This window comes from Luteimonas cucumeris (assembly GCF_007830035.1).
Taxonomy (GTDB): domain Bacteria; phylum Pseudomonadota; class Gammaproteobacteria; order Xanthomonadales; family Xanthomonadaceae; genus Luteimonas_C; species Luteimonas_C cucumeris.
The window spans coordinates 97,448-118,236 of the sequence record NZ_VLKN01000002.1; the positions used below are offsets into that span (position 1 = coordinate 97,448).

Annotated in this window: 20 protein-coding genes; 6 read left to right on the forward strand and 14 right to left on the reverse strand. The window is 66.8% G+C overall.

Annotated features, from left to right (window positions below):
- From IP90_RS03575 to IP90_RS03605, 7 genes are all read right to left on the reverse strand, one after another.
- Positions 1-1,173 (reverse strand): YaiO family outer membrane beta-barrel protein, encoded by a 1,173-nt coding sequence (locus IP90_RS03575; RefSeq protein ID WP_144898265.1) that lies wholly within the window; start codon positions 1,171-1,173, stop codon positions 1-3.
- On the reverse strand, positions 1,170-1,553 hold the full coding sequence (locus IP90_RS03580; protein ID WP_144898266.1) for a response regulator transcription factor: 384 nt from the start codon (positions 1,551-1,553) through the stop codon (positions 1,170-1,172). The genes IP90_RS03575 and IP90_RS03580 overlap by 4 nt, the downstream gene beginning before the upstream one ends.
- A complete protein-coding gene (locus tag IP90_RS03585) occupies positions 1,550-4,369 on the reverse strand; it encodes a CHASE3 domain-containing protein (RefSeq protein WP_144898267.1) in 2,820 nt (939 codons plus the stop codon). Before IP90_RS03585 ends, IP90_RS03580 begins: the two co-directional genes overlap by 4 nt.
- A gap of 125 nt (positions 4,370-4,494) precedes the next feature.
- Positions 4,495-6,054 carry a protein adenylyltransferase SelO gene (locus IP90_RS03590; protein ID WP_144898268.1) on the reverse strand — a complete coding sequence of 520 codons (1,560 nt, stop codon included), beginning with the start codon at positions 6,052-6,054 and terminating at the stop codon, positions 4,495-4,497.
- 54 nt (positions 6,055-6,108) lie between these two features.
- Positions 6,109-6,300: a hypothetical protein gene (locus tag IP90_RS03595; protein WP_144898269.1), complete on the reverse strand. Its 192-nt coding sequence runs from the start codon at positions 6,298-6,300 to the stop codon at positions 6,109-6,111.
- Entirely contained in the window at positions 6,297-7,055 is a 759-nt protein-coding gene (locus IP90_RS03600) for a sulfurtransferase (protein ID WP_144898270.1), read from the reverse strand. The genes IP90_RS03595 and IP90_RS03600 overlap by 4 nt, the downstream gene beginning before the upstream one ends.
- Before the next feature lie 131 nt (positions 7,056-7,186).
- Positions 7,187-9,010, reverse strand: a complete 1,824-nt coding sequence (locus IP90_RS03605) for a M1 family metallopeptidase (RefSeq protein ID WP_242007472.1) — start codon at positions 9,008-9,010, stop codon at positions 7,187-7,189.
- Between the two features lie 81 nt (positions 9,011-9,091).
- Between IP90_RS03605 and IP90_RS03610 the strand changes: the two genes are divergently transcribed.
- The 3 genes from IP90_RS03610 to IP90_RS03620 are packed head-to-tail and all read left to right on the forward strand — an operon-like array spanning position 9,092 to position 12,085.
- Positions 9,092-9,649: a YaeQ family protein gene (locus tag IP90_RS03610; protein WP_144898271.1), complete on the forward strand. Its 558-nt coding sequence runs from the start codon at positions 9,092-9,094 to the stop codon at positions 9,647-9,649.
- Positions 9,650-9,653: 4 nt separating this feature from the next.
- Positions 9,654-10,835, forward strand: a complete 1,182-nt coding sequence (locus tag IP90_RS03615) for a BaiN/RdsA family NAD(P)/FAD-dependent oxidoreductase (protein WP_144898272.1) — start codon at positions 9,654-9,656, stop codon at positions 10,833-10,835.
- Complete coding sequence (locus IP90_RS03620) at positions 10,835-12,085, forward strand: TIGR03862 family flavoprotein (protein WP_144898273.1); 1,251 nt, start codon at positions 10,835-10,837, stop codon at positions 12,083-12,085. The genes IP90_RS03615 and IP90_RS03620 overlap by 1 nt, the downstream gene beginning before the upstream one ends.
- 91 nt (positions 12,086-12,176) lie before the next feature.
- On the opposite strand, the gene IP90_RS03625 is transcribed toward IP90_RS03620, so the two are convergent.
- The 7 genes from IP90_RS03625 to IP90_RS03655 form a co-directional block, all read right to left on the reverse strand.
- Entirely contained in the window at positions 12,177-12,785 is a 609-nt protein-coding gene (locus IP90_RS03625) for an HD domain-containing protein (RefSeq protein ID WP_144898700.1), read from the reverse strand.
- 73 nt (positions 12,786-12,858) lie between these two features.
- A complete protein-coding gene (locus tag IP90_RS03630; protein ID WP_144898274.1) occupies positions 12,859-13,446 on the reverse strand; it encodes a hypothetical protein in 588 nt (195 codons plus the stop codon).
- Between the two features lie 146 nt (positions 13,447-13,592).
- Positions 13,593-14,285 (reverse strand): DUF998 domain-containing protein, encoded by a 693-nt coding sequence (locus IP90_RS03635; protein ID WP_242007473.1) that lies wholly within the window; start codon positions 14,283-14,285, stop codon positions 13,593-13,595.
- Between the two features lie 4 nt (positions 14,286-14,289).
- Complete coding sequence (locus IP90_RS03640; protein WP_206751901.1) at positions 14,290-14,787, reverse strand: DUF1993 domain-containing protein; 498 nt, start codon at positions 14,785-14,787, stop codon at positions 14,290-14,292.
- A gap of 111 nt (positions 14,788-14,898) precedes the next feature.
- The gene (locus IP90_RS03645) at positions 14,899-16,098 is read right to left on the reverse strand and encodes a glycosyltransferase (RefSeq protein ID WP_144898276.1); all 1,200 of its coding nucleotides are present in this window, start codon (positions 16,096-16,098) and stop codon (positions 14,899-14,901) included.
- 69 nt (positions 16,099-16,167) lie between these two features.
- On the reverse strand, positions 16,168-16,533 hold the full coding sequence (locus IP90_RS03650; RefSeq protein ID WP_144898277.1) for a DUF6164 family protein: 366 nt from the start codon (positions 16,531-16,533) through the stop codon (positions 16,168-16,170).
- 17 nt (positions 16,534-16,550) lie between these two features.
- Complete coding sequence (locus IP90_RS03655; RefSeq protein ID WP_144898278.1) at positions 16,551-17,483, reverse strand: AraC family transcriptional regulator; 933 nt, start codon at positions 17,481-17,483, stop codon at positions 16,551-16,553.
- 175 nt (positions 17,484-17,658) lie between these two features.
- Here IP90_RS03655 and IP90_RS03660 point away from each other — a divergent pair, with 175 nt between their 5' ends.
- The 3 genes from IP90_RS03660 to IP90_RS03670 all read left to right on the forward strand — a co-directional run bounded on the left by IP90_RS03660 (position 17,659) and on the right by IP90_RS03670 (position 20,675).
- A complete protein-coding gene (locus IP90_RS03660; RefSeq protein ID WP_144898279.1) occupies positions 17,659-18,657 on the forward strand; it encodes an aldo/keto reductase in 999 nt (332 codons plus the stop codon).
- 131 nt (positions 18,658-18,788) lie between these two features.
- On the forward strand, positions 18,789-19,523 hold the full coding sequence (locus IP90_RS03665) for an SDR family oxidoreductase (RefSeq protein WP_199753406.1): 735 nt from the start codon (positions 18,789-18,791) through the stop codon (positions 19,521-19,523).
- Between the two features lie 120 nt (positions 19,524-19,643).
- A complete protein-coding gene (locus IP90_RS03670) occupies positions 19,644-20,675 on the forward strand; it encodes an NAD(P)-dependent alcohol dehydrogenase (RefSeq protein ID WP_144898281.1) in 1,032 nt (343 codons plus the stop codon).
- Positions 20,676-20,789 lie beyond the last annotated feature (114 nt).

The window sequence follows — 20,789 nt, forward strand, 5'->3', positions numbered from 1 at the left end:
TCAGAAACGGCGCTCCAGGCCCAGGCCCAGGCTGCGTCGGGTATACAGATCGCCCTGATCGACGATGCCCATGTTCCAGAGCAGGGACCAGTTGCCGGCCAGAACGTGACGGCCGAACAGAATCAACGCGCGTACGTCGCTGACAACAACGCCGGTTCCGGCCAACGCCGCTTCACGGCCAAACGCGATCTGCAGGCCGGTTTCGTTGCGATCGCCATACGCACGCGCCAAGCGCAGGTCGTGGCCAGGCGAATCGCTGCCGTGCAGGCGCGTGAGGTTGAACGTGTAAGCCGCGCGCCAGACGCCCCAGTAACGCTCGGCGCCCAGCGCCAGCCGGTCCACGCGTCCGTCGGGGTAATCGCTGGTGCGCAGGCTGGCGGCGCCGATCCATCCGTTCGCGAACACACGCTGCACGCGCAGGTCCGCGTAGTAGCGCGGCAGGAAATCGGCATCGGAAACCAGCCCTATCTCGGGCTGCAAGGTCCATGTCGCCGTCAGGGGCACGATCAATCCGGCTTCGATGCCCTGGTCATTCATGCCGAAACGACGGTCGCCAACCAGCGCGCCGTAGGCGCCGACGCGGCCAGCTTGAGTATCGGCGACGTCGAAACGCAGGTTGGCCCAATCGTCATACGTACCGTCGAGCCAGTCGCGGCGGGCCGAGAAGGCGATACTGCGGTACCGTTGTTGCGGCAGCGGCGCGGCTACTGCTTGCTCCGGCGTTGATGCCTCCGCCGTCGCGTCCGAAGGCTGCGCCGACGGTGCGGCATCGCGGGCCTGCGCGAGCAGTTGCGCCAGCTCGGCGTAATCCGGCGCAAGGCGCTGCGCACGCTCGAGGACTTCTACGGCCCGGTCCGGCTGACCTGACCAGAGCAGAGCCTGGCCGTAGCCGAACAGGTAGTCGGTATTGTCCGGTTCGTCGACAAGCAGTTTCTCGTAGAGCGGCAAGGCGCGCGCCGGCTCGCCGCTCCAGGCATGGGTCCTCGCCAGCATGAAGCGGGCGTCCGTATCGCCCGGCGACGCTTCAAGGCGGTGCTCCAGCAACTCGGCTGCGGCTGCATACTGGCGCTGGTCCAGCAATGCCTGCGCCTGCTGTTGCAGTGTCTGGGCGAATGCGGCGCACGGCGCCACTCCGATGGCCAGCAACGCGGCGGCAAGCCCGCGCAGGATCACGGCGAGCGCCTGAGCAGCCGGCGGATACGCGCCAGCAGTTCCTCCGGCTGGAAGGGCTTGGTCACGTAGTCGTCGGCGCCGATTTCCAGCGCGCGCACGATATCCGTCTCGCGCGCCTTGGCAGTCAGCATCAGTACCGGAACCGAGCTCCAGCCGGCTTGGGCGCGCAGGCGCTCGACCAGTTCCATGCCGTCCCGGAACGGCAGCATGTAATCCATCAGCACCAGGTCCGGCGCCGGTCCGCTTTCTATGCGCTCCAACCCGGCACGCCCATCGGCCACATGCTCCACGACGAATCCCTGCCTCTCCAGCAGGAAGCGCACGATCAGCGCAATATCCTCTTCGTCCTCGATCACCAGGACCTTGGCTGCTTCGCTCATCCTTCCTCCCTCGTTTGCGCGCCGCTGGCCGGCCAATGACGCAGATTCTCCATGATCAGGCTCGCAAGATCACCCGCATGGCTGCGTGATTTCACCAGCCGCCTGAGCACCGCGCGGCCTTCGGCGACACCGGTTTCGTGCGCGGAGAAGATGATCACCGGCGTCGGCGGGCGTGCATTCGCCAGCTCTGGCAGCAGTTCCGATCCGTTGCCATCGGGCAGCATCAGGTCGAGGATCACCAGATGGTGCCGCCGCTGCGCAAGGTGGTTGCGCGCCTCGGTCAGGCTGGCGGCTGCATGCAAGTTGAGCGGCTGCCCGTCCAGCAGGGTGCGCAGCACCTCGCGCACGTCGGCGTCGTCTTCCACGTGCAGCAGTTCGAAGCGCTCGTCTGGCCCGATACCGCGCACGCAGGAACGGACCGCCTCGGCGACTTGCTCAGGATCCAGCGGCTTGTCCAGCCAGTCGACGATGCCAACGACACCGCCGCGCAGGCCTTCGACGCCGTCCGATGCCGGCCGCACGCCTAACAGCAGTACCGGCAGGAACCGATAGCGTGGCTGCGAACGCAATTCGCGCAGCAGCTCCGGCGCAGCGGTTCCGGCCGATCCCAGATCGATTGCCAGGCCGTGCACGTATGGACGCTCGAGCAGGCCGCGCACCTGTGAAAGGTCGGTCGCCACGCAGGTACGGTAGCCATTTTCGGCCAGCATGTCGCCGAGCTCACGGGCAAGAACGGCGTCGTCCTGCAGCAGAACCACGCACGGCATGCTTTCGTTTTCGGCGTTGGCGTCGGGCGGGCGCGTGTCGGCCACGCGCATGGCTTCCGGCAGCCAGACGTGAAAACGGGTACCCTCTCCGGTGACGCTGTCGAAGCCGATCCGGCCGTTCATCTTCTCCACCAGCGAGCGGGTGATCGCCAGGCCCAGGCCGGTGCCGCCGCGACGGCGCACGTTGGAGCCGTCGGCCTGCGCGAAACGCTCGAACACTTGCGGGCGGAACCTTTCCGGAATGCCCTCGCCGTGGTCCTGCACGAAGATCTCCAACCCCCCGTCCTGGCGGCTGATGCCGACCTCGACCGTTCCGCCAGCCCGCGAATGCTTGATCGCATTCGACAGCAGATTCGCCATGACCTGTGCGAAACGGTCCACATCGACTTCCGCGACGCCGTCTTCCCCAGGCAGCAGCTCCAGCGATACGTCGAATTCGCGCGCGTAGGTGAGGTTCTGTTCGATCGACTGACTCACCAGCGACCGCAATGGCAGCCGGTGCAGTTGCAACGACAAGCCGCCCCACTGCAACTTCTCGATGTCCAGGATGTCATTGATCAGCCGCACCAGCCGCTCGGTGTTCTTGTGCGCGATGTCAATCAGTGGACGCGCGGTCTCCGCGATCTCGCCGGCCATGCCGCCGGCCACCAGACCCAGCGCGCCGCGGATCGAGGTCAGCGGCGTGCGCAGCTCGTGGCTGATGGTCGAAATGAACTCGTCCTTCATCCGTTCCATGCGCTGCTGCGCAGACACGTCCACGGCCACGGTCAGCACCTGGCGCTGGCCATCGGACAACACCAGCGGCCGCTTCAGTACCTGCAGCCAGCGCTCCAGGCCGCGCGCGTCGACGAGGCGGGTGCGGTCCGCGCGCCATTCGTCCTCGCCCTGAAGCAGGGCATCATCGCCATGCAACAGCGGCAGGATCGTCTCGTGCCCGGCTATGTCGCTGGGCAGGTGGTTTTCCACCAGCATCGGATGCAACTCCAGCAGGCTGCCGAATGCGACGTTGCACAGGGTGAAGTGGCCTGACGTGTTGCGTACGAAAATCAGGCTTTCATCGGTGTCGACGATCGCGCGCAGGAAGCCATGCTGGTCGCGCAACTGGCGGCGATGCCGCGCCGCCTCGGTGATGTCGCGCACGATCAGCAGATAGCCTTCCTCCATCGCGACCAGCCTGGCTTCGTACTCGCGGCCGTCGTCGTGCACCAGCAGAGTATGCACATCCGAGCCGGGCCGTATCCCAGGTAGTGCCTGGCGGACCTGATCGAGTACCGCCTCGGGCAACACGGCGCCCGGCGCATTGGAAAGCAGTCGTGGGCTGCCTTCGCCCTCGATCTGCCACAGCAGATCCGGGACGGCCTGCAGCATCGCGGTCTGACGCGCTTCGCCGGCCTGCGCTCTTCTGGCGGCTTTGATGCGCTGCATCAGGTTGCGGTCGACCGAGAGCAGTGCGCCGATCAGCACGATCAATGCGAAGAGCCCGCCCCAGGTCGTGAACTGTCGGAACTGTCGCACCTGGCTGGCGACTTCCGTATGCCGTTCGGACAGGCGCGTACGCTCCTCGGCCTCCAGTGTCGCCAGCAGCGCGCGCACCCTGTCCATCGCCTCCTTCCCACCAGCGGTCGCGACCCGTTCCGCCGCGCTCGCCAGGCCTCCGTTCCGACGAGCATCCACGTTTTGACGCGCCAGTTGCAGACGCTGGTCGATCGCCAGCTCGGTCGTACTCAACCATTGCGCGTGGTCGGGCTTGTCGGCGAGCAGCCGGTGCAGATGCTGGCGCTCCGACGCCAGCTCCAGCTGGCCACCGCGGTAGGGCTCGAGGAAGCGATCGTCGCCAGTGATGACGAAGCCGCGCATGCCGGTTTCCACGTCCTGCAGCGCAGACAGCGTGCCCTGCACGACCGTGATCACCTCGAGGCTGTGCGTCACTGCGGTGTTGGCTTCCAGCAGCGCATCCTGCGTACGCCGCGCCTGCCAGCCCAGCAGCACGACCACCAGCAAGGCCAGTCCGAAGCCCAGGTTATGTATGTTGAAAGCGATTCGTGGCACGTCGGGGGTCCACAGTATCCGGCTGCAGCTTATCGTCGGTTGTCTCGAGCCGCCATGGTCCGTGTCGCCGGGCCGTCGGCCCGAGCATCAGCGAAAGACGCAGAGCACTGATACGTATGGGCATGTCAGGAACTGCACGACAGCATCGAACATCCGGCGCGATCGCGCGCCCAGTCCGGACGCTTGCCGGCGTAGGCTTCGCGACCCGGCTGCTCGTCGTAGGGACGGCGCATCACATCGAGCAGCTCGGCAATGCCGCTTTCGTCGCCCTGTTCGGCGCGGTCGATGGCCTGTTGCGCCAGGTAGTTGCGCAGCACGTACTTGGGATTGGCGGCGTGCATGCGTGCCCGCCGTTCGGTGGCGTCCAGCGGGTCGTCGCGCAGGCGTGCGACGTAGCGCGACAGCCATTGGATGAAGGCGGGCTCGACATGGCGGCGCTTGTCGTCGTCGTAGAAGGCATCGGCCAGTGGTGCCAGCGTGGGCGTGGCGAGATCGATATCCGGCAGCGCGCGGAACAGCAGGGTCATGTCGGCTTCGCCGTCGTGCATCAGCGTGTGCAGGTCACGGATCAGTTCGACATCCTCGTCGCGGCACGTCGCCAGGCCCAGCTTGCGCGCGACGTTGTCGCGGTCGGCGCGCGTGTAGGCTGCGGCGTAACCGTCCAGTCCCGCCTGCAGTGGTTCGATCGAGGCGAACAGCGGCGACAGCGCCTGCGCCAGTCGACCGAGGTTCCAGTGTGCGATCTTCGGTTGCCAGCCGAAGCGGTAGCGTCGGCCGTGCGCGTCGGTGGTGTTCGGCGTCCAGTCCGGATCGTAATCGTCGATCCAGCCATACGGGCCATAGTCGATGGTCAGGCCGAGGATCGACAGGTTGTCCGTGTTCATCACACCGTGCACGAAGCCGACCCGCATCCAGTGCGCGATCGTCGCCGCGGTGCGTTCGCAGACCTGCGCGAACCAGCCCGCATACAACGTTTCGCCCTCTCCCACCAGTTCGGGATAGTCACGGCGGATGGTGAAGTCGGCCAGTTGCCGTAGCAGCGCGATGTCGTTGCGCGACGCCGGCAATTCGAAATTGCCGAAGCGGATGAACGAAGGCGCCACGCGGCAGACGATCGCACCGGGCTCGGCGCGCGGATGGCCGTCGTAGAACATGTCGCGCACCACCTCCTCGCCGGTGGCCAGCAGGCACAGCGCGCGCGTGGTCGGCACACCGAGATGATGCATCGCCTCGCTGCACAGGAATTCGCGGATCGACGAGCGCAATACCGCGCGGCCGTCGGCGCTGCGCGAATACGGCGTCGGCCCGGCGCCTTTCAGCTGCAGTTCCCAGCGTTCACCAGCGGCATTGATGGTTTCGCCCAACGTGATCGCGCGACCGTCGCCGAGCTGTCCGGCCCAGTGGCCGAACTGATGGCCGCCGTAATTGGCGGCATACGGCTGCATGCCGTCGAGCAGTGCATTGCCGGCGAACACCTGCGCGAACTGCGGCGCGGCGATGTCCGCAGCGTCCATGCCGAGCGTCGCGGCCATCTCCGGCGACCAGGCGATTACGCGTGGCGCTGCAACCGGCGTCGGCTCGACCGCCGACCATAGCGCACCATGCACCTGGCGGATGCGCGCGCCCTGCTCGGGATCGCCGGGCAGTTCACGGACGAAGCGGTTGTCGAATAACAGGCGGTTCATGCCTTCATGCTCTCATGCGCCCTGGCAGCGGCATGTGTGGGAACCAGATACACATCAAACCGGCAGGTCGGGCCCCAGCACGTAGAAGACTTCCTCGATCGGCGGCCAGCCCATCACCGGTGCGAGCAGCCAGTACGCCACCACCAGTGCGATCAGGAACAACACCACTTTCAGCAACACGCCGGCGATCTTGTAGAGCAGATACGCGCCGAGGATCAGCACGAGAACGCCAAGGACCGTCGTCATGCCGCCTCTTCGTGGGGCATGTCGGCGTCGACGAGCGGGCGCAGGTCGGCATCGAGCGCGACGCGTTCGTCGAACACGAAGCAGCGGCCTTCGTAACCGTAGCCGCCGACTGCCTCGAAATAGCCGAGGATGCCGCCATCCAGTTGCAGCACGTTGTCCATGCCATCGCCGCGCATCCACAGCGCCGCCTTCTCGCAACGGATGCCGCCGGTACAGAAGCTGACCACGGTGCTGTCGGCAAGCGTTTCGCGGTATGGCGCGAGCGCTTCGGGCAGGTCGGTGAAATTGTCGATCGGCAGGGTCAGCGCACCGACGAAGCTGCCATGGCCGACTTCCTCGCGGTTGCGGGTGTCGAGCAGCACGACCGGCTTGCCGCCGTCATCGTGGCCCTGCGCGATCCAGCGTGCCAGGTCCGCGGGTGCAACCGCAGGCGCACGTTGCGCCAATGGCGATGCGCCGTCGCGGCGAAAACTGATGATCTCCGGCTTCACCTTGACCTTGAGCCGCGCGAACGGCTGGGCCGCACTTTCGCTGAGCTTGACGCGCAGCGCCGCGAAGCGTGGATCGGCGCGCAACGCTGCGATGAGGGCGTGGACGGCCTCTGCGTCGCCGGCCAGGAAGAGGTTGATGCCCTCGCCTGCCACCAGCACGGTGCCGCGCAGCGCACCTGCTTCGGCACGTGTGCGTAGCCGTGCAGCGAGCGCGTCGGGATCGTCGATGGCGACGAAGTGGTAGGCGGCGAGATTCAGGAACATGGCTGCATTTTAGCAAGCGCGGCTGACGGACCGGTCTCGCCCCGGTGAGAGGGTTCAGCATCGACGCTTGTGCAGGAATGTCGGAGCTGAAGCCTCTTCCGCCCGAACGCTCCAAAAGACGGTCGGCAAGCTCAACGCTTGCCGGATTTCGCCGCTTCCGCCTTGGCCTTCTTCTCCATCTCGGCCTTGCGGAAGGCCTGGAACTCCTCGATGTGCGGCTGCGCGCGCAGCACCTTCGAATGCGGGTCGATCACGTACACCGCGCCGGCCGGCAGCTCGAGGCGGCCCTGTCCGTCCTTCATCGGCACGGTCTTGTCCTGGCCGTTGACACGCACCTGTACCGGCATCGGGAATGGCTTCCCGGCCGGCGCTTTCCAGCGCAGGTCCAGACCCTTCGCATCGCGCGTGGCAACCAGGTCCGGCAGCGCGGCCTGGTACAGGTACACGTCGAAGAACCAGCGGTAATCCTGGCCGGTGACGCGGTTGACGATGTCGATGTACTGCGGCGTGCTCAGGTAAAGCGGCTTGAAGTTGCCCGGCACCGGCTTGTCGGTGCCGTAGACCGCCTGCCGCGTCACCGCGAAGAAATCCTCGTCCCCGATCAGGTGACGCAGCGTGTGCAGGACCAGCGAGCCCTTGTAGTAGATGTCGTGGCCGGGGCCTTTCTCGTCGTTGTAGACATCTTCTTCCAGCATCGGCTTGCCGGACACGATCGGATACTTGTTGGCGACCGCGGCGCGCTGCTTCATCAGGTTGGCGTAGTACTCCATGTCGCCGCGCAACCACTGCAGATACAGCGGCTGCATGTAGCTGCCGTAGCCTTCGTGCAGCCACATGTCGTCCCAGCTGGTGTTGGTCAGCTGGTTGCCGAACCACTCGTGGGCGAATTCGTGCTGCAGCAGCCAGTCGTAGCCGTACTCGTCGCGCTTGTATTCGTTGCCGTAGGCATTGATGCTCTGGTGCTCCATGCCCAGGTGCGGGGTCTCGGCCACACCCATCTTCTCGTCGCCGAACGGATACGGGCCGATGGTGGACTCGAAGAAGTCGAGCATCAGCGGGAACTCAGCGAACAGGCCACGCGCCTTGGCATCATTCCCCTTCAGGTGCCAGTAGCGCAGCGGTATGTTGTTGCCGTAGCGGCTCTTGTAGTCGCCCTCGAGCACCTCGTACGGGCCGATGTTGAGCGCGATCGCATAGGTGTTGGGATCGCGTGCACGCCAGTGCCAGGTGCGCCAGCCGTCCTTTTCTTCCATGCCGACCAGCACGCCATTGCCTGCGGCGACCAGCGGCACCGGCACGGTGATGCGCTGTTCGACGGTCAGCGGTTCGGCCATCGGATGATCGATGCACGGCCAGAACAGGTCGCAGCCTTCGCCCTGCACGGCCGAGGCGATCCACGGTTCGCCGGTCGGCGCCTTGGACCAGACGAAGCCGCCGTCCCACGGCGCCCGGTCTGCGACGTGCGGCTTGCCGGCATAACGGATGCGCAGCGTCGTGCTGTCGCCTGCAGCCAGTGGCTGGGGCAAGTCAACGGTCATCCGCCCTTCGGGATTGCTCCAGTCCTGCGCGGTGAGCACCTTGCCGTCGACTTCCACCCGATCGATCTTGAAGTTGCGATCGAGTTCGACCACCAGCCGGGTCAGCGGCGCCGTGGCGCGGAAAGTCAGCGCAGCGTCGCCATGCAGGCTGCGATTGGCCGGATCGACCTTGAACTGCAGGTCGGCCTTCTCGAACACCACCGCTTCCTGTTCCGGCGTGCGCGGCGCACCCGTGGCGCGGGTGATGGCGGTCAGTTCCGGTTGCTTCGCGGACGGCTGCGCGGCAAGGGCCGGCAGGATCCCCATCGCCAGCAGCAGGCAGGTGGCAAGCGAGGCGCGACGTATCTTCATGGGCATGGTGTCCTGGTGGGCATGGCGTCGCGCGATCAGGCCGGCGATGCCTATCCGGTCAACCATGTCATATCGCCCCGTCCCCACCCCCTGCCTGAAGTCACGCACGACTACACTATGGCCCGCTTTCCTCCCGGGCCTTGCTCCATGGCGCTCAAATCCACGGTATTCCGCGCCGAACTGCAGGTCAGCGACATGGACCGCCATTACTACGGCACCCACGCGCTGACGCTGGCGCGCCACCCTTCCGAAACCGACGAACGCCTGATGGTGCGGCTGCTGGCCTTCGCGCTGTTCGCCGATGAGCGCCTGGAATTCGGCCGTGGCCTGAGCAGCGACGACGAGCCCGACCTGTGGCGCAAGTCGCTGACCGGCGAGATCGAACTGTGGATCGACCTGGGCCAGCCGGACGAGGCGGACATCCGCAAGGCCTGCGGCCGCGCGCGCCAGGTGGTGATCGTCAACTACAGCGGCCGCAGCGCCGACATCTGGTGGGACAAGAATGGCGCGTCGCTGGCGCGTTCCGGCAACCTGACCGTGATCGACATCGCCCCGGAAACGGTCGACGCGCTGGCGGCATTGACCGACCGCGGCATGCGCCTGCAATGCATGATCCAGGACGGACAAGTCGAACTGTACGGCGAAGGCAGCAGCATCACCGTCGACAAGCGGGTGCGCATGGCGCCGGCCGACGCGGCTTACTGACGACGTGGCGGAGTCCTTCGACGTCATCGTCATCGGCGGCGGCGCGGCCGGACTGATGTGCGCGTTGACCGCCGGGCAACGCGGCCGCAGCGTACTGGTGGTCGAGCACGCCAATCGTGTCGGCAAGAAGATCCTGATGTCCGGCGGAGGGCGCTGCAACTTCACCAACACCGGTACCGGGCCGGGCAATTTCCTGTCGGCCAATCCGCATTACTGCAAGTCCGCGCTGGCACGCTACACCCCGGCCGATTTCATCACGCTGGTCGAGAAGCACGGCATCGCCTACCACGAGAAGGAACTCGGCCAGCTGTTCTGCGACGAGTCGTCGAAGCAGATCGTGCGCATGCTGCTGGACGAATGCGCAGCGGCGGGCGTGCGCATCGAGACCGGCTGCAGCGTCGAACGCGTCGCCGGTGGCGACGGTGGTTATGTGCTGGACACGACGCTGGGCCGCTTCACGGCAAGCAGTCTGGTAATCGCCAGCGGCGGACTGTCGATTCCGAGCATGGGCGCCAGCGGTTTCGGCTACCAGCTGGCGCGACAGTTCGGCCACGACGTGTTGCCGACTCAGGCCGGGCTGGTACCGCTGACGCTCAGCGGTACGCATTCGCAACGACTGCAGGACCTCAGCGGCGTATCGTTTCCTGTCGAAGCCTCGTGCAACGGACAGTCGTTCCGCAACTTCATGCTGATCACTCATCGCGGCGTCAGCGGGCCGTCGATCCTGCAGATTTCCTCCTATTGGCGGCCCGGCGACGAACTGCTTCTGGACCTGCTGCCGGGTGAAGACGCGCAGGTGTGGCTGCGCGAACAGCGCCAGGCACGCTCGGCGGCGGAACTCAGGACCGTACTCGGCGATGTACTGCCGAAGCGTTTCGCACAGCGCCTGTGCGAGGCCTGGTTCGCCAGCAAGCCGATGCGGCAGTACGACGAGCGCGAACTGCGCGACATCGCCACGCAACTGCAGCAGTGGCCGCTCGTCGCCAGCGGCACCGAAGGCTATCGCACCGCCGAGGTCACGCTTGGCGGCGTCGACACGCGCACGCTGTCCTCCAGCACCATGGAATCGCGGCACGTGCGCGGCCTGTACTTCATCGGCGAAGTCGTGGACGTCACCGGCTGGCTCGGCGGCTACAACTTCCAGTGGGCCTGGGCATCCGGGCATGCCGCGGGAGAAGTCGTCTGATGGCGTTCGATCATCCGCGCAACGTGCGTCGGCTGGCCGTGGTCGGTGGCGGCCCGGCCGGATTGATGGCCGCGGAAGTGGCGCGCGCGGCCGGCATCGCAGTCGACGTGTACGAGGCCAAGGGATCGGTCGGCCGGAAGTTCCTGATCGCCGGCAAGGGTGGGCTCAACCTTACCCACTCCGAAGCGATGCCGGAGTTCGCACGGCGTTATCGCGAACGCGAGCACGACATCGCCGGATGGCTGCGCGATTTCGGCGCGCAGGAACTTCGCGAGTGGGCACGCGGGCTGGGCGTGGATACCTTCGTCGGCAGTTCCGGGCGAGTGTTCCCGATGGACCTCAAGGCCGCGCCGCTGCTGCGCGGCTGGGTGCGGCGACTGCGCGACCAGGGCGTGCGCTTTCATGCGCAGCATCGCTGGCTGGGTTGGCACGAAGACGGTTCGCTGCGTTTCGCGGCGGCCGAAGGTGAAGCCCGAGTCAGCGCCGATGCCGCCGTGCTGGCACTCGGCGGTGGCAGCTGGCCGCAACTCGGTTCCGATGGGGCGTGGCAATCGCTGCTGAACGAACGCGGCATCGACGTGGCGCCGCTGAAACCGGCCAACTGCGGCTTCGACATCGACTGGAGCGAACACCTCGCCGGGCGCCATGCCGGCGCGCCGCTGAAACCGGTGGTCGCGCATTGGAGCGACCTGCAGGGCCGGGAGCACATGCTGCAGGGCGAATGCGTGGTTACCGCCAGCGGCATCGAAGGCAGCCTGGTCTATGCGATCTGCGCCGATCTGCGCGATGCGATCGCGCGCGATGGCAGTACGCTGCTGCATCTGGATCTCGCACCGGGTCGCGAGCGGTCGCGCCTGCGCGAGGCCCTGGCCAAACCGCGCGGCAGCCGCAGTTTCAGCGAGCACCTGCGCCGGCAAGCCGGGATCGGCGGCGTCAAGGCTGCGCTGATCCATGAAACGCTGGACAAGTCGCAACTCGGCGATGCCGGGCGAGTCGCCGACACGATCAAACGGCTGCCGCTGGTCCTGCGGCGACCGCGCCCGCTGGCCGAGGCCATCAGCAGTGCTGGCGGCGTACGGCTGGAAGCAATGGACGATGCCTTGATGCTGGCCACCCTGCCCGGCGTGTTCTGCGCCGGCGAAATGCTCGACTGGGAAGCCCCCACCGGCGGCTATCTGCTGACCGCATGCTTTGCCAGCGGCTATCGCGCCGGGCAAGGCGCGGTGTCGTGGTTGCAGGCACGCCGGTAGGAGCGCACCTGGGCGCGACGGCATCAATGCAAAAGCGTCGCGCCCAGGTGCGCTCCTACGGAAATCGACCGTTGGATTGCCTTACGCTCCATCAGCGCTTCTCGTTGATGGCGCGGCGCAGGTTGGCGCGCGCCAGGGCATCGCAGCGCTGGTGGAAGAAATCGCTGAGGAAGATGCGCTCGCGTGCCAACAGGGACTTGAGGAAGCGGCGCCGGTTGAGCTTGAACAGCCAGCGCGGGACGTGGCGGTACTCGGTGGCGATGCCGCGATCGTAGGCATCGAATGTCACAGGCGGTGCAGCCAGGATGGCCATGTCGCAGTCCAGGAACAGCGCCGCGTCGCGGTCGACGTCGGCAATATCCAGGTGTCCATGGCGGGCGGTGAGTTCGATCAGCTGCGCGACGCGAGCGCTGTCCACACCGGAATCGGGCAACCACGCCGCAATCTGCTCGACCGCCAGCTGCGCGGAACGTGCCTCGTTGTCGCTGCGGCCGGCGTCATAGATGGCGTCGTGGTACAGCACGGCCAGGTAGGGTTCGACCGGACGCGTCCATCCCGGCCCATCCGCCACTTCCGTGTAATGCCGCAGCACTTCGCCGACATGCCGGAAGTTGTGATACGCACGCGACGGCGTGGCGTAGAAGCCTTCGAGCGCGGCCAACGCACCGGGCGGGAGGTGGAGGGGCGCGGCTTCGATCATGGCGTTCACGGTGAAAGAAGCAGCCGCACAGGCTCCGCTCTACAGGACAGCGCCCACCCTGCAGCGAGGTCGGTTATTTCGCCGCCGACGAGTAGCTGGTGGCCTTGCACAGCGTGATGTCGGGCGCCGAAGCCGCCGGCACGGCGTCGCCTTGCAGCGCCATCAGCTTGATCACGTCGGTCTTGCCTTCGCTGACCTTGGCCAGCGCGAGGTAGCCGGTCCTGGCATCGCCGCAGAACGCATCGCCGGGAGCTTCCCTGGGCGGCGTCTGCTCGACTACCCGACGCAATTCCACCGTCTGCTCCGGCACGATCATCATCGTGTCCGCGTAGCGGGTGTTGGCGTTGTAGTGATCGTTGCCGCGGACGATGGCCACGCGCTCGGTGACGAAGCTGGCGCCGTTGACGCCGTGGATCGCCATGTCCTCGATCGTCAGTTTGCCGGTAGCTGCCTTCGCGACCTCGTCGCTGGGCTTGAACACGCCCAGCGCGACGGCGGGCGGCATCGGCGGAGCGGCACGCTGCACCGGTTGCGCGCTGGGATCGGAACTGGGCACTTCCGGCGGCGGCGGCGCCGATGTGGTCGCGGCGGGTTTGGCGTTGATTTCTTGCGCGGGGGGCGCCTGGGTGCGGTCGCAACCGGCAGCGGCCAGGACGGCCATCAATACTGAGGCGGAAACTGCGAGGGCAAGACGGCGACTGCGAACTGGATGCAAAACGGAATTCCCCAAGGCGACAGGCAGGCAATGCAAGATCATAAGGATCAATTGTTCAACAAACGTTAGCTGGATCCGCCCTGTGGCCGGGATTATGACCGCGTTGGCGGCAAAAGCGCACCCTCGCCGGCGGACACGCACCCGGTCGCACTGCCATGGCGACGCAGCCAGACGGTGGCCAGCGCCAACCATCCGACGATCAGTGCGACCACCGTCTTCTGCGCAAGCCCGCGCGGCGCGTCTCGCCAGAACGCCAGCACCCATACCGCGATGAAGGCGATGGCGGCCAACGCGAACGCAAGCGCAAAACGCCGTCGCCAGCGCGCATCGCCGCGCAGCCGCCACGATTGCAACAGCATCGCGGTGGTCACGCACAGGAACGCGGTCTGCGCGGCGACGCCGTGCATCCAGCCCTGCAGCGTCGGTTCGCGCCGAGGCAGGTTGCTGTCGGCAATGGCGGTGACGCACAACGCCACGGCCGCCACCGCGAACAGCAGCAATGGCGCGCCGCTGCGCGCCTGCAGCGACAAGGCCCGGTAATAACCGGTGCCGAGCAGCACCAGCGTGCCGGCCAGCGCGAAGTAGGCGATCTGCAGCCAGACCCCGTACGGCCCGAGCAGATAGAAGCTCATCGGTGCGTGCAGCCAGTCCAGGTCCGCACGCAGGAACTGCACGGCCACGCCGGCCAGCACGAACACGCCCAGACCGACCAGCGCCGCCGTCGCCAGCATCCGGCCGGAGCGATCGTGATCGCTGATGCAGGCAGCACCGATATCGCGGGACATCGGCTCAGTACGCGCCCATGTAGTCCTTCTTGCCGACTTCGATGCCGTTGTGGCGCAGCAGGTCGTAGGCAGTGGTCACATGGAAGAAGAACTGCGGCAGGCCGTAATGCAGCAGGTAGGTGCGGCCGTCCAGCTTGCGCTCCTTGGGCGTGCCGGGGCGCAGCACGATCTCGCGCTGCTCGCCGCCTTCGAAACCGGCCGTCGGCAGGCCATCGATGAACGCGATCGTCCTGGCGATGCGCGCACGCAGCTGATCGAAATCCCGTTCGCTGTCCTCGTAGGAAGGAACATCCGCGCCGGCCAGGCGCGCCGGCACGCTCTTGGCGAAATCGCAGGCGATCTGCACCTGCCGCAGCAGCGGGAACATGTCCGGGAACAACCGCGCCTGCAGCAACGCCTCGGGATCGATCTTGCGTTCCGCGGCATGTTGTGTGGCCTTGGCCAGCAAGGCATCGAGGCTGGCGAGAAACTGCTTGAACACGGGAACGGAAGCGGCGTGCATCGGGATCGACATTGTCTGGAAGGCCGTGAAAGGGGATCGCCATGGTACAGGCAGCCCGGGAGCGCGCAGTCGCCGTCGCTGCGGCAGGATCGTTCCGACGCCGGAATGCGGTTAGGGAACGGCGTGTTCGAAGGCGGTTGCGCCCTCGCCGGACGCCAGTTCCGCGTACAGTGCAACCGCCCTGCGCATCAGCCGTTCCGTGCTCCAGGCCTGCGCGTCGACCGGTCCGGCCGCCGACAAGGTCGCGCGGAGCTCCGGCACGCGCAGCAGCCGTGCGACGTGGCCGGCGAACTCTTCGACGTGCTCGCCACTGACCACGGCGCTGCCCGCATCGCGCAGCACGGTGGCCGTGCCCATCACCGCGGTCGACACGATCGGCACGCCCAGCGCCATCGCCTCGATCAGCACCAGTCCCTGGGTTTCGGTGGGCGACGCGAACACGAACGCATCGCCGGCGCGATAGCAGTCCAGCAGCGCAGTACGGCGGTCAAGGTTGCCGAAGAAGCGCACATGGCCATCCAGTTCGAGCCTGGCGACCAGCCTCCTGAGGCGATCCGCATCCGGGCCTTCGCCGGCGATCACGAACAACAGGTCCGGGAATTCGTCGACCAGCCTGCGCGTCACCTGCAGCAGGAAGGCGATGTTCTTTTCCAACGCCAGCCGGCTCACGGTAACCAGCACCGGCTGCTCGGCACCGATGCCGTGCGCCCGGCGGAAACGCGCACCGTCGCCGTACTTGAACTCGTCCAGCGCCAGTCCGGTCGGCAATACCGTCGCCGCGGTATCCACGCCGTAACGCTGCAGCACCTCGACCATCTGCTGGCTCGGCACGATGAGGTGATCTACCTCACCGCACAGCCGGCGCGACACTCGGCGCGCGATCATCCGCGTCAGCGACGACGGCAGCCACGGCAGGTAATGCGCCACGTACTCTTCGAAATAAGTATGGTAGGTCTCGACCGTCGGCCGGCCGGTGCGCCGCGCCAGCTGCACGCCGAACGCGTGCGCGCGGAACGGGGTATGGATGTGGATCACATCCCATTGCCGCGCCGCGAGCTGCGGCAATAGCGCGCGCAGGGCGCTTCGCCGGATCAGGCGGTCTTCCGGATCGAAGAAGATCACCCGCGAAGGCAGGCGGATCACCTCGAAATCGCTGTCGTGCATGGCCTGTCCACTGTCCGGCCCGTAGTCGGGAGCCACCAGCGTGACCCGATGGCCCATCGCGACCAGCGCGCGGGCATAGGTACGGATCGACGACGACACGCCGTTGACCCGTGGGAAGTACACGTCCGACAGCATGAGGATGTCCATGCGGCGGAGGCTATGTCAGTGCGATGACCGTTTTGTGGCAGCGCGCCGGAGCTCGGCGAACGGTGGCGATCAACGGCTCAGCAGGATCACCGGTAGCGCCACCAGCCCGAGCAGCAGCAGGATCGCCACGCCGGTCAGCAGCACGCGCGCCGGCTCGTTGCGCAGGATGGTCCAGAACGTCTCCGCCGTGCCGTCGCGTCTGGCGGCTTCGTATTCGGCCCGCGCCTGCGACTGTCGCCGCGCCTGGTATTCGGCCATCAATCGCTTGGCCTCGGCCAGGTCGGCATCGTCGGAAATCCAGATGCCGCCGGACGAGATGCCCCAGCGACTCGGCCGGGTCTCGTAGTACTCGATCCTGTGCGCATCGAGCAGGCCACGCACATCGTCCGATTCGTCCTCGGGCACGTGGCGCAGGTTCATCAACAGTTTCGACATGGCCGGATGATAGCGGGTCAGTTGCCTGCCGCCCGTATCGCCTCGACCTCGCGCCTGGGAGGTGCACCGAACAGGCGCCGGTACTCACGGCTGAACTGCGACGGGCTCTCGTAGCCGACGCGGTGGCTGGCCGAAGCCGCTTCGATCCCGTCCGACAGCATCAGGCGTCGTGCCTCCTGCAGGCGCAGCTGCTTCTGGAACTGCAGCGGCGTCATCGCGGTGGCCGCCTTGAAACGCTGGTGCAGCGATGAGGCGCTCATGTGCGCCGCCGCAGCCAGTTCATCGATGCGCAGCGGTTCGGCGTAACGCGACTTGATCAGCTCGATCGCACGGGCCACGCGCTGCGAGGCGCCATCGGTTTCGCACAGGTCGCGCAGGCGCTGCCCGAGTTCGCCCGTGAGCACGCGATAGTGGATCTCACGCAAGGCCAGCGGCGCCAGCACCGCGGCCTCGTCCGGCGTATCGAGCAGGTGCACCAGTCGCAGTACCGCATCCAGCAGCGCGGCGCTGGTGCGGGCCAGGTACACCGCACGACCGCCGCCGCTGCCTGCATGTGCCGACGGTTGCAATTGCTGCAGCAGTTCGTTGACCAGGGCCGGCTCGATGTCGATGCGCAGGCACAGGTAGGGCCGCTCGGGCGTGGCCTCGATGACCTGTCCGCTGATCGGCAGCGTCATCGACACCACCAGGTAGTGCAGCGGGTCGTAGACGAAGACCTCGTCGGCCAGTGCCGCATGCTTGCGGCCCTGCACCACCACGCACACGCTCGGGTGATAGACGGTCGGCAGCCGCTGCGACGGCTCGCTGGCCTGGATCAGCGACAAGCCCGGCACCGCGCTCGCATGCAGTCCGTCGCCGGGTACGTTTCGGGCAATCCGGCCAGCCAGTTCAGCCTGCTGCGCCTCGAGCCCGGCGCGCGCGGGCACCACGTTGGAAGCATTGTCGGTCATGGCCTGTCGCCTGCAGCGGAGATGCAGCGATTATGCGCCGCGGCGATCGCGGCACCCGCTGGTCCGGCACGGCCGTGGAGGATCAGGCAAGCATCGGCGAGCAATGGGCTAACGCCCGAAGCCATGCGGCACCTACTGTTTGCGGGCACCTCCCCCACCGTCCGGAGACATCACGATGAGCCTTCCTTTTCCCCGCCGCACCCTGGGCCGCCAGGGCCTGACCGTGTCCGCGATCGGCCTGGGCTGCATGGGCATGTCCGATTTTTACGGCCCCAGCGAAGAAGCCGGCAACCTCGCCGTGCTGAACCATGCCATCGACATCGGCGTGAACTTCCTCGATACCGCCGACATGTATGGCGTCGGCGACAACGAGCGCCTGCTTGCCAAGGTACTGCGCACGCGGCGCGACGGGATCGTATTGGCGACCAAGTTCGGCAACGTGCGCGCTGCCAACGGCGATTTGCTCGGCATCGACGGCCGCCCCGAGTATGTAACGGCCGCCTGCGATGCCAGCCTGCAGCGGCTGGGTGTCGATCACATCGACCTGTACTACCAGCATCGTGTCGACCCGAATGTGCCGATCGAGGATACCGTCGGAGCGATGGCACGGCTGGTCGAGGCCGGCAAGGTCCGCCATCTCGGCCTGTCGGAGGCCTCCGGCTCGACGCTGCGCCGCGCTGCCGCAGTGCATCCGATCGCCGCGCTGCAGAGCGAGTACTCGCTGTGGACGCGCGATGTCGAAAACGATGCGCTGCGCGCGTGCCGCGAGCTGGGCATCGGCTTCGTCGCCTACAGCCCGCTCGGTCGCGGTTTCCTGACCGGCGCGATCCGGCAACTCGATCAGCTCGCCGCCGACGACCGGCGTCGACTCCATCCGCGCTTCCAGGACGGCAACATCGACCACAATCAGGCGCTGGTGGCGGCCGTGACGGACCTGGCGAACGAGCGCGACTGCACCGCCGCGCAACTCGTGCTGGCCTGGTTGCTGCATCGCGGCGCCGACATCGTGCCGATCCCGGGCACGCGCCGCATCGCCCGTCTCGACGAGAACGCCGGCGCGGTACGCATCGACCTCACCATCGCCGAGCAGCGCCGCCTGGAGGAGATGCTGGACACGCATGCAATCGCCGGCACGCGTTATCCGGCCTCGCAGATGGCAGCGCTCAACGTCTGACCCCGTGCTTCCGGTCGCCACTTCCGACCGGCTTCCCGCTTCACAACGCAACCGTTGATGCGGCCAGGCAATCGCCCTGGCCGCTACGGCCGGTTCGCGTCTGCATTCCTTGACCCTGGAGAAACCGCATGTTGAATATCCGCGACAAAGTCATCGCCATCACCGGCGCCAGCAGCGGTATCGGCGAAGCCACCGCATTGCGCCTGGCCGAACACGGCGCGCGGCTCGCGCTCGGTGCGCGTCGCACCGAGCGCCTCGAGGCATTGGCCGCGCGAATCCGCGATTGCGGCGGCGATGCGCTCGTGCAGCCGCTGGATGTCACCCGACGCGACCAGGTCGAGCGCTTCATCGACAATACCGTCGCCACCTATGGTCGCCTCGACGTGCTGGTCAACAATGCCGGCGTGATGCCGCTGTCGCGCATGGTCGACCTCAAGGTCGACGAATGGGAACGCATGGTCGATGTCAACATCAAGGGCGTCCTGTACGGCATTGCCGCGGCGCTGCCGGTGATGCAGGCGCAGCACGCCGGCCACATCGTCAATGTGTCGTCGGTCGCCGGCCGCCATGTCTTCCCGACGGCGGCGGTATACTGCGCCAGCAAGTTCGCGGTGCACGCGTTGTCGGAAGGCCTGCGCCAGGAATCGCCGTTCATGCGCGTCACCGTCATCGCCCCGGGCGCGGTCGAGTCCGAGCTGACCGGCACCATCTCCGATCCGGTGATGAAGAAGGAGGTCGACGAAGTGTTCCGCAGGGACTTGTTGCCGGCCGACGCCATTGCCCGCGCGATCGCCTACGCGATCGGCCAGCCGGACGATGTCGACGTCAACGAACTGGTGGTGCGCCCAACCGCGCAGGCGTACTGAGCCGCCCGGCCCACGCATGTGCGCGGCTGAAACCCGCGGCGTCATGCGGGCGGTGAATGGTTCACGAGATCCTGACCGAAGCGACGGCAGACTTCGGATCTTCGCCATCGGAGTGCGCCTGTGAAAGCCGTCCGTTTCGTTGAAGTCGGCAAGCCCGCCGAAATCGTCGACCTGCCGCAACCCAAGCCCGGACCCGGACAGGTACTGGTGAAGATCGGCGGCGCCGGCGTCTGCCATTCGGACCTGCATGTCATGGACGAGGACCTCGGCCTGAAAGGTCCGTTCACTCTCGGCCATGAAAATGCCGGCTGGATCGCCGGCATCGGCCAAGGCGTGCACGGCTGGAAGGAAGGCGACCCGGTGGCTGTCTACGGTCCGTGGGGCTGCGGGCACTGCCACACCTGCCAGACGTCGGCGGAAAACTACTGCGAGAACCATGCCAGCCTCGGCACGATGGGTGGCGGCCTGGGATCGGACGGCGGCATGGCCGAGTACATGCTGGTGCCGTCGCCGCGCCTGCTCGTGCCGCTGGGTACGCTCGACCCTGCCATCGCCGCGCCGCTGAGCGATGCGGCGCTGACACCGTACCACGCGATCAAGACGGCGCTGCCGCTGCTCACGCCGAACACGCACGTGGTGGTGATCGGCATCGGCGGCCTCGGCCACATGGCGGTGCAGATACTGGGCGCACTGTGCGCGGCCACCGTGATCGCCGGCGACATCGACGACAACAAGCTGGCGCACGCGCGCGAACTTGGCGTCAGGCATACCGTGAATACCCGCGATGGCGATGCCGCGGCCGAAGCGATCCGCAAGATCACCGGCGTGCGCGGCGCGGTGCTGGCGCTGGACTTCGTCGGTGCGCAGCCGACCATCGACCTGTGCACGCGCGTGGTCGAGCGCAACAGCCGCATCACCGTGGTCGGCCTCGGTGGCGGCACGCTGCATTACAGCGCCAACAATCCACCATATGGCTGCGCCGTCACTATCCCCTATTGGGGCTCGCGCACCGAACTGATGGAAGTGATCGCGTTGGCCGCGGCCGGCCGCATCCATCCGCAGGTCGAGAAGTTTTCACTGGGCGAGGCGGTTGCCGTCTACCAGCGCCTGCGCGACGGCAAGATCAAGGGGCGCGCGGTGTTGGTGCCTTGAACGAGGGTTAGGCCGGGTTGCGGCCACGGCGGATGCAGCCGCGGCCGAGGATCGGGATCGACATCGGGCATCCGATCCCATCACGCGGCATTCGAAGCCCATTCCTGTCATCCC

Excerpts from the sequence above, each read along its gene's own strand:
- IP90_RS03650 (WP_144898277.1), bottom strand. The coding sequence starts at position 16,533 with ATGTCGAAACTGTTGATGAACCTGCGCCACGTGCCCGAGGACGAATCG.
- IP90_RS03590 (WP_144898268.1), bottom strand. The coding sequence starts at position 6,054 with ATGAACCGCCTGTTATTCGACAACCGCTTCGTCCGTGAACTGCCCGGC.
- IP90_RS03620 (WP_144898273.1), top strand. The coding sequence starts at position 10,835 with ATGGCGTTCGATCATCCGCGCAACGTGCGTCGGCTGGCCGTGGTCGGT.
- IP90_RS03600 (WP_144898270.1), bottom strand. The coding sequence starts at position 7,055 with ATGTTCCTGAATCTCGCCGCCTACCACTTCGTCGCCATCGACGATCCC.
- IP90_RS03605 (WP_242007472.1), bottom strand. The coding sequence starts at position 9,010 with ATGGTTGACCGGATAGGCATCGCCGGCCTGATCGCGCGACGCCATGCC.
- IP90_RS03640 (WP_206751901.1), bottom strand. The coding sequence starts at position 14,787 with ATGCACGCCGCTTCCGTTCCCGTGTTCAAGCAGTTTCTCGCCAGCCTC.
- IP90_RS03645 (WP_144898276.1), bottom strand. The coding sequence starts at position 16,098 with ATGGACATCCTCATGCTGTCGGACGTGTACTTCCCACGGGTCAACGGC.
- IP90_RS03625 (WP_144898700.1), bottom strand. The coding sequence starts at position 12,785 with ATGATCGAAGCCGCGCCCCTCCACCTCCCGCCCGGTGCGTTGGCCGCG.
- IP90_RS03610 (WP_144898271.1), top strand. The coding sequence starts at position 9,092 with ATGGCGCTCAAATCCACGGTATTCCGCGCCGAACTGCAGGTCAGCGAC.
- IP90_RS03595 (WP_144898269.1), bottom strand. The coding sequence starts at position 6,300 with ATGACGACGGTCCTTGGCGTTCTCGTGCTGATCCTCGGCGCGTATCTG.
- IP90_RS03630 (WP_144898274.1), bottom strand. The coding sequence starts at position 13,446 with ATGGCCGTCCTGGCCGCTGCCGGTTGCGACCGCACCCAGGCGCCCCCC.
- IP90_RS03580 (WP_144898266.1), bottom strand. The coding sequence starts at position 1,553 with ATGAGCGAAGCAGCCAAGGTCCTGGTGATCGAGGACGAAGAGGATATT.
- IP90_RS03655 (WP_144898278.1), bottom strand. The coding sequence starts at position 17,483 with ATGACCGACAATGCTTCCAACGTGGTGCCCGCGCGCGCCGGGCTCGAG.
- IP90_RS03635 (WP_242007473.1), bottom strand. The coding sequence starts at position 14,285 with ATGTCCCGCGATATCGGTGCTGCCTGCATCAGCGATCACGATCGCTCC.
- IP90_RS03660 (WP_144898279.1), top strand. The coding sequence starts at position 17,659 with ATGAGCCTTCCTTTTCCCCGCCGCACCCTGGGCCGCCAGGGCCTGACC.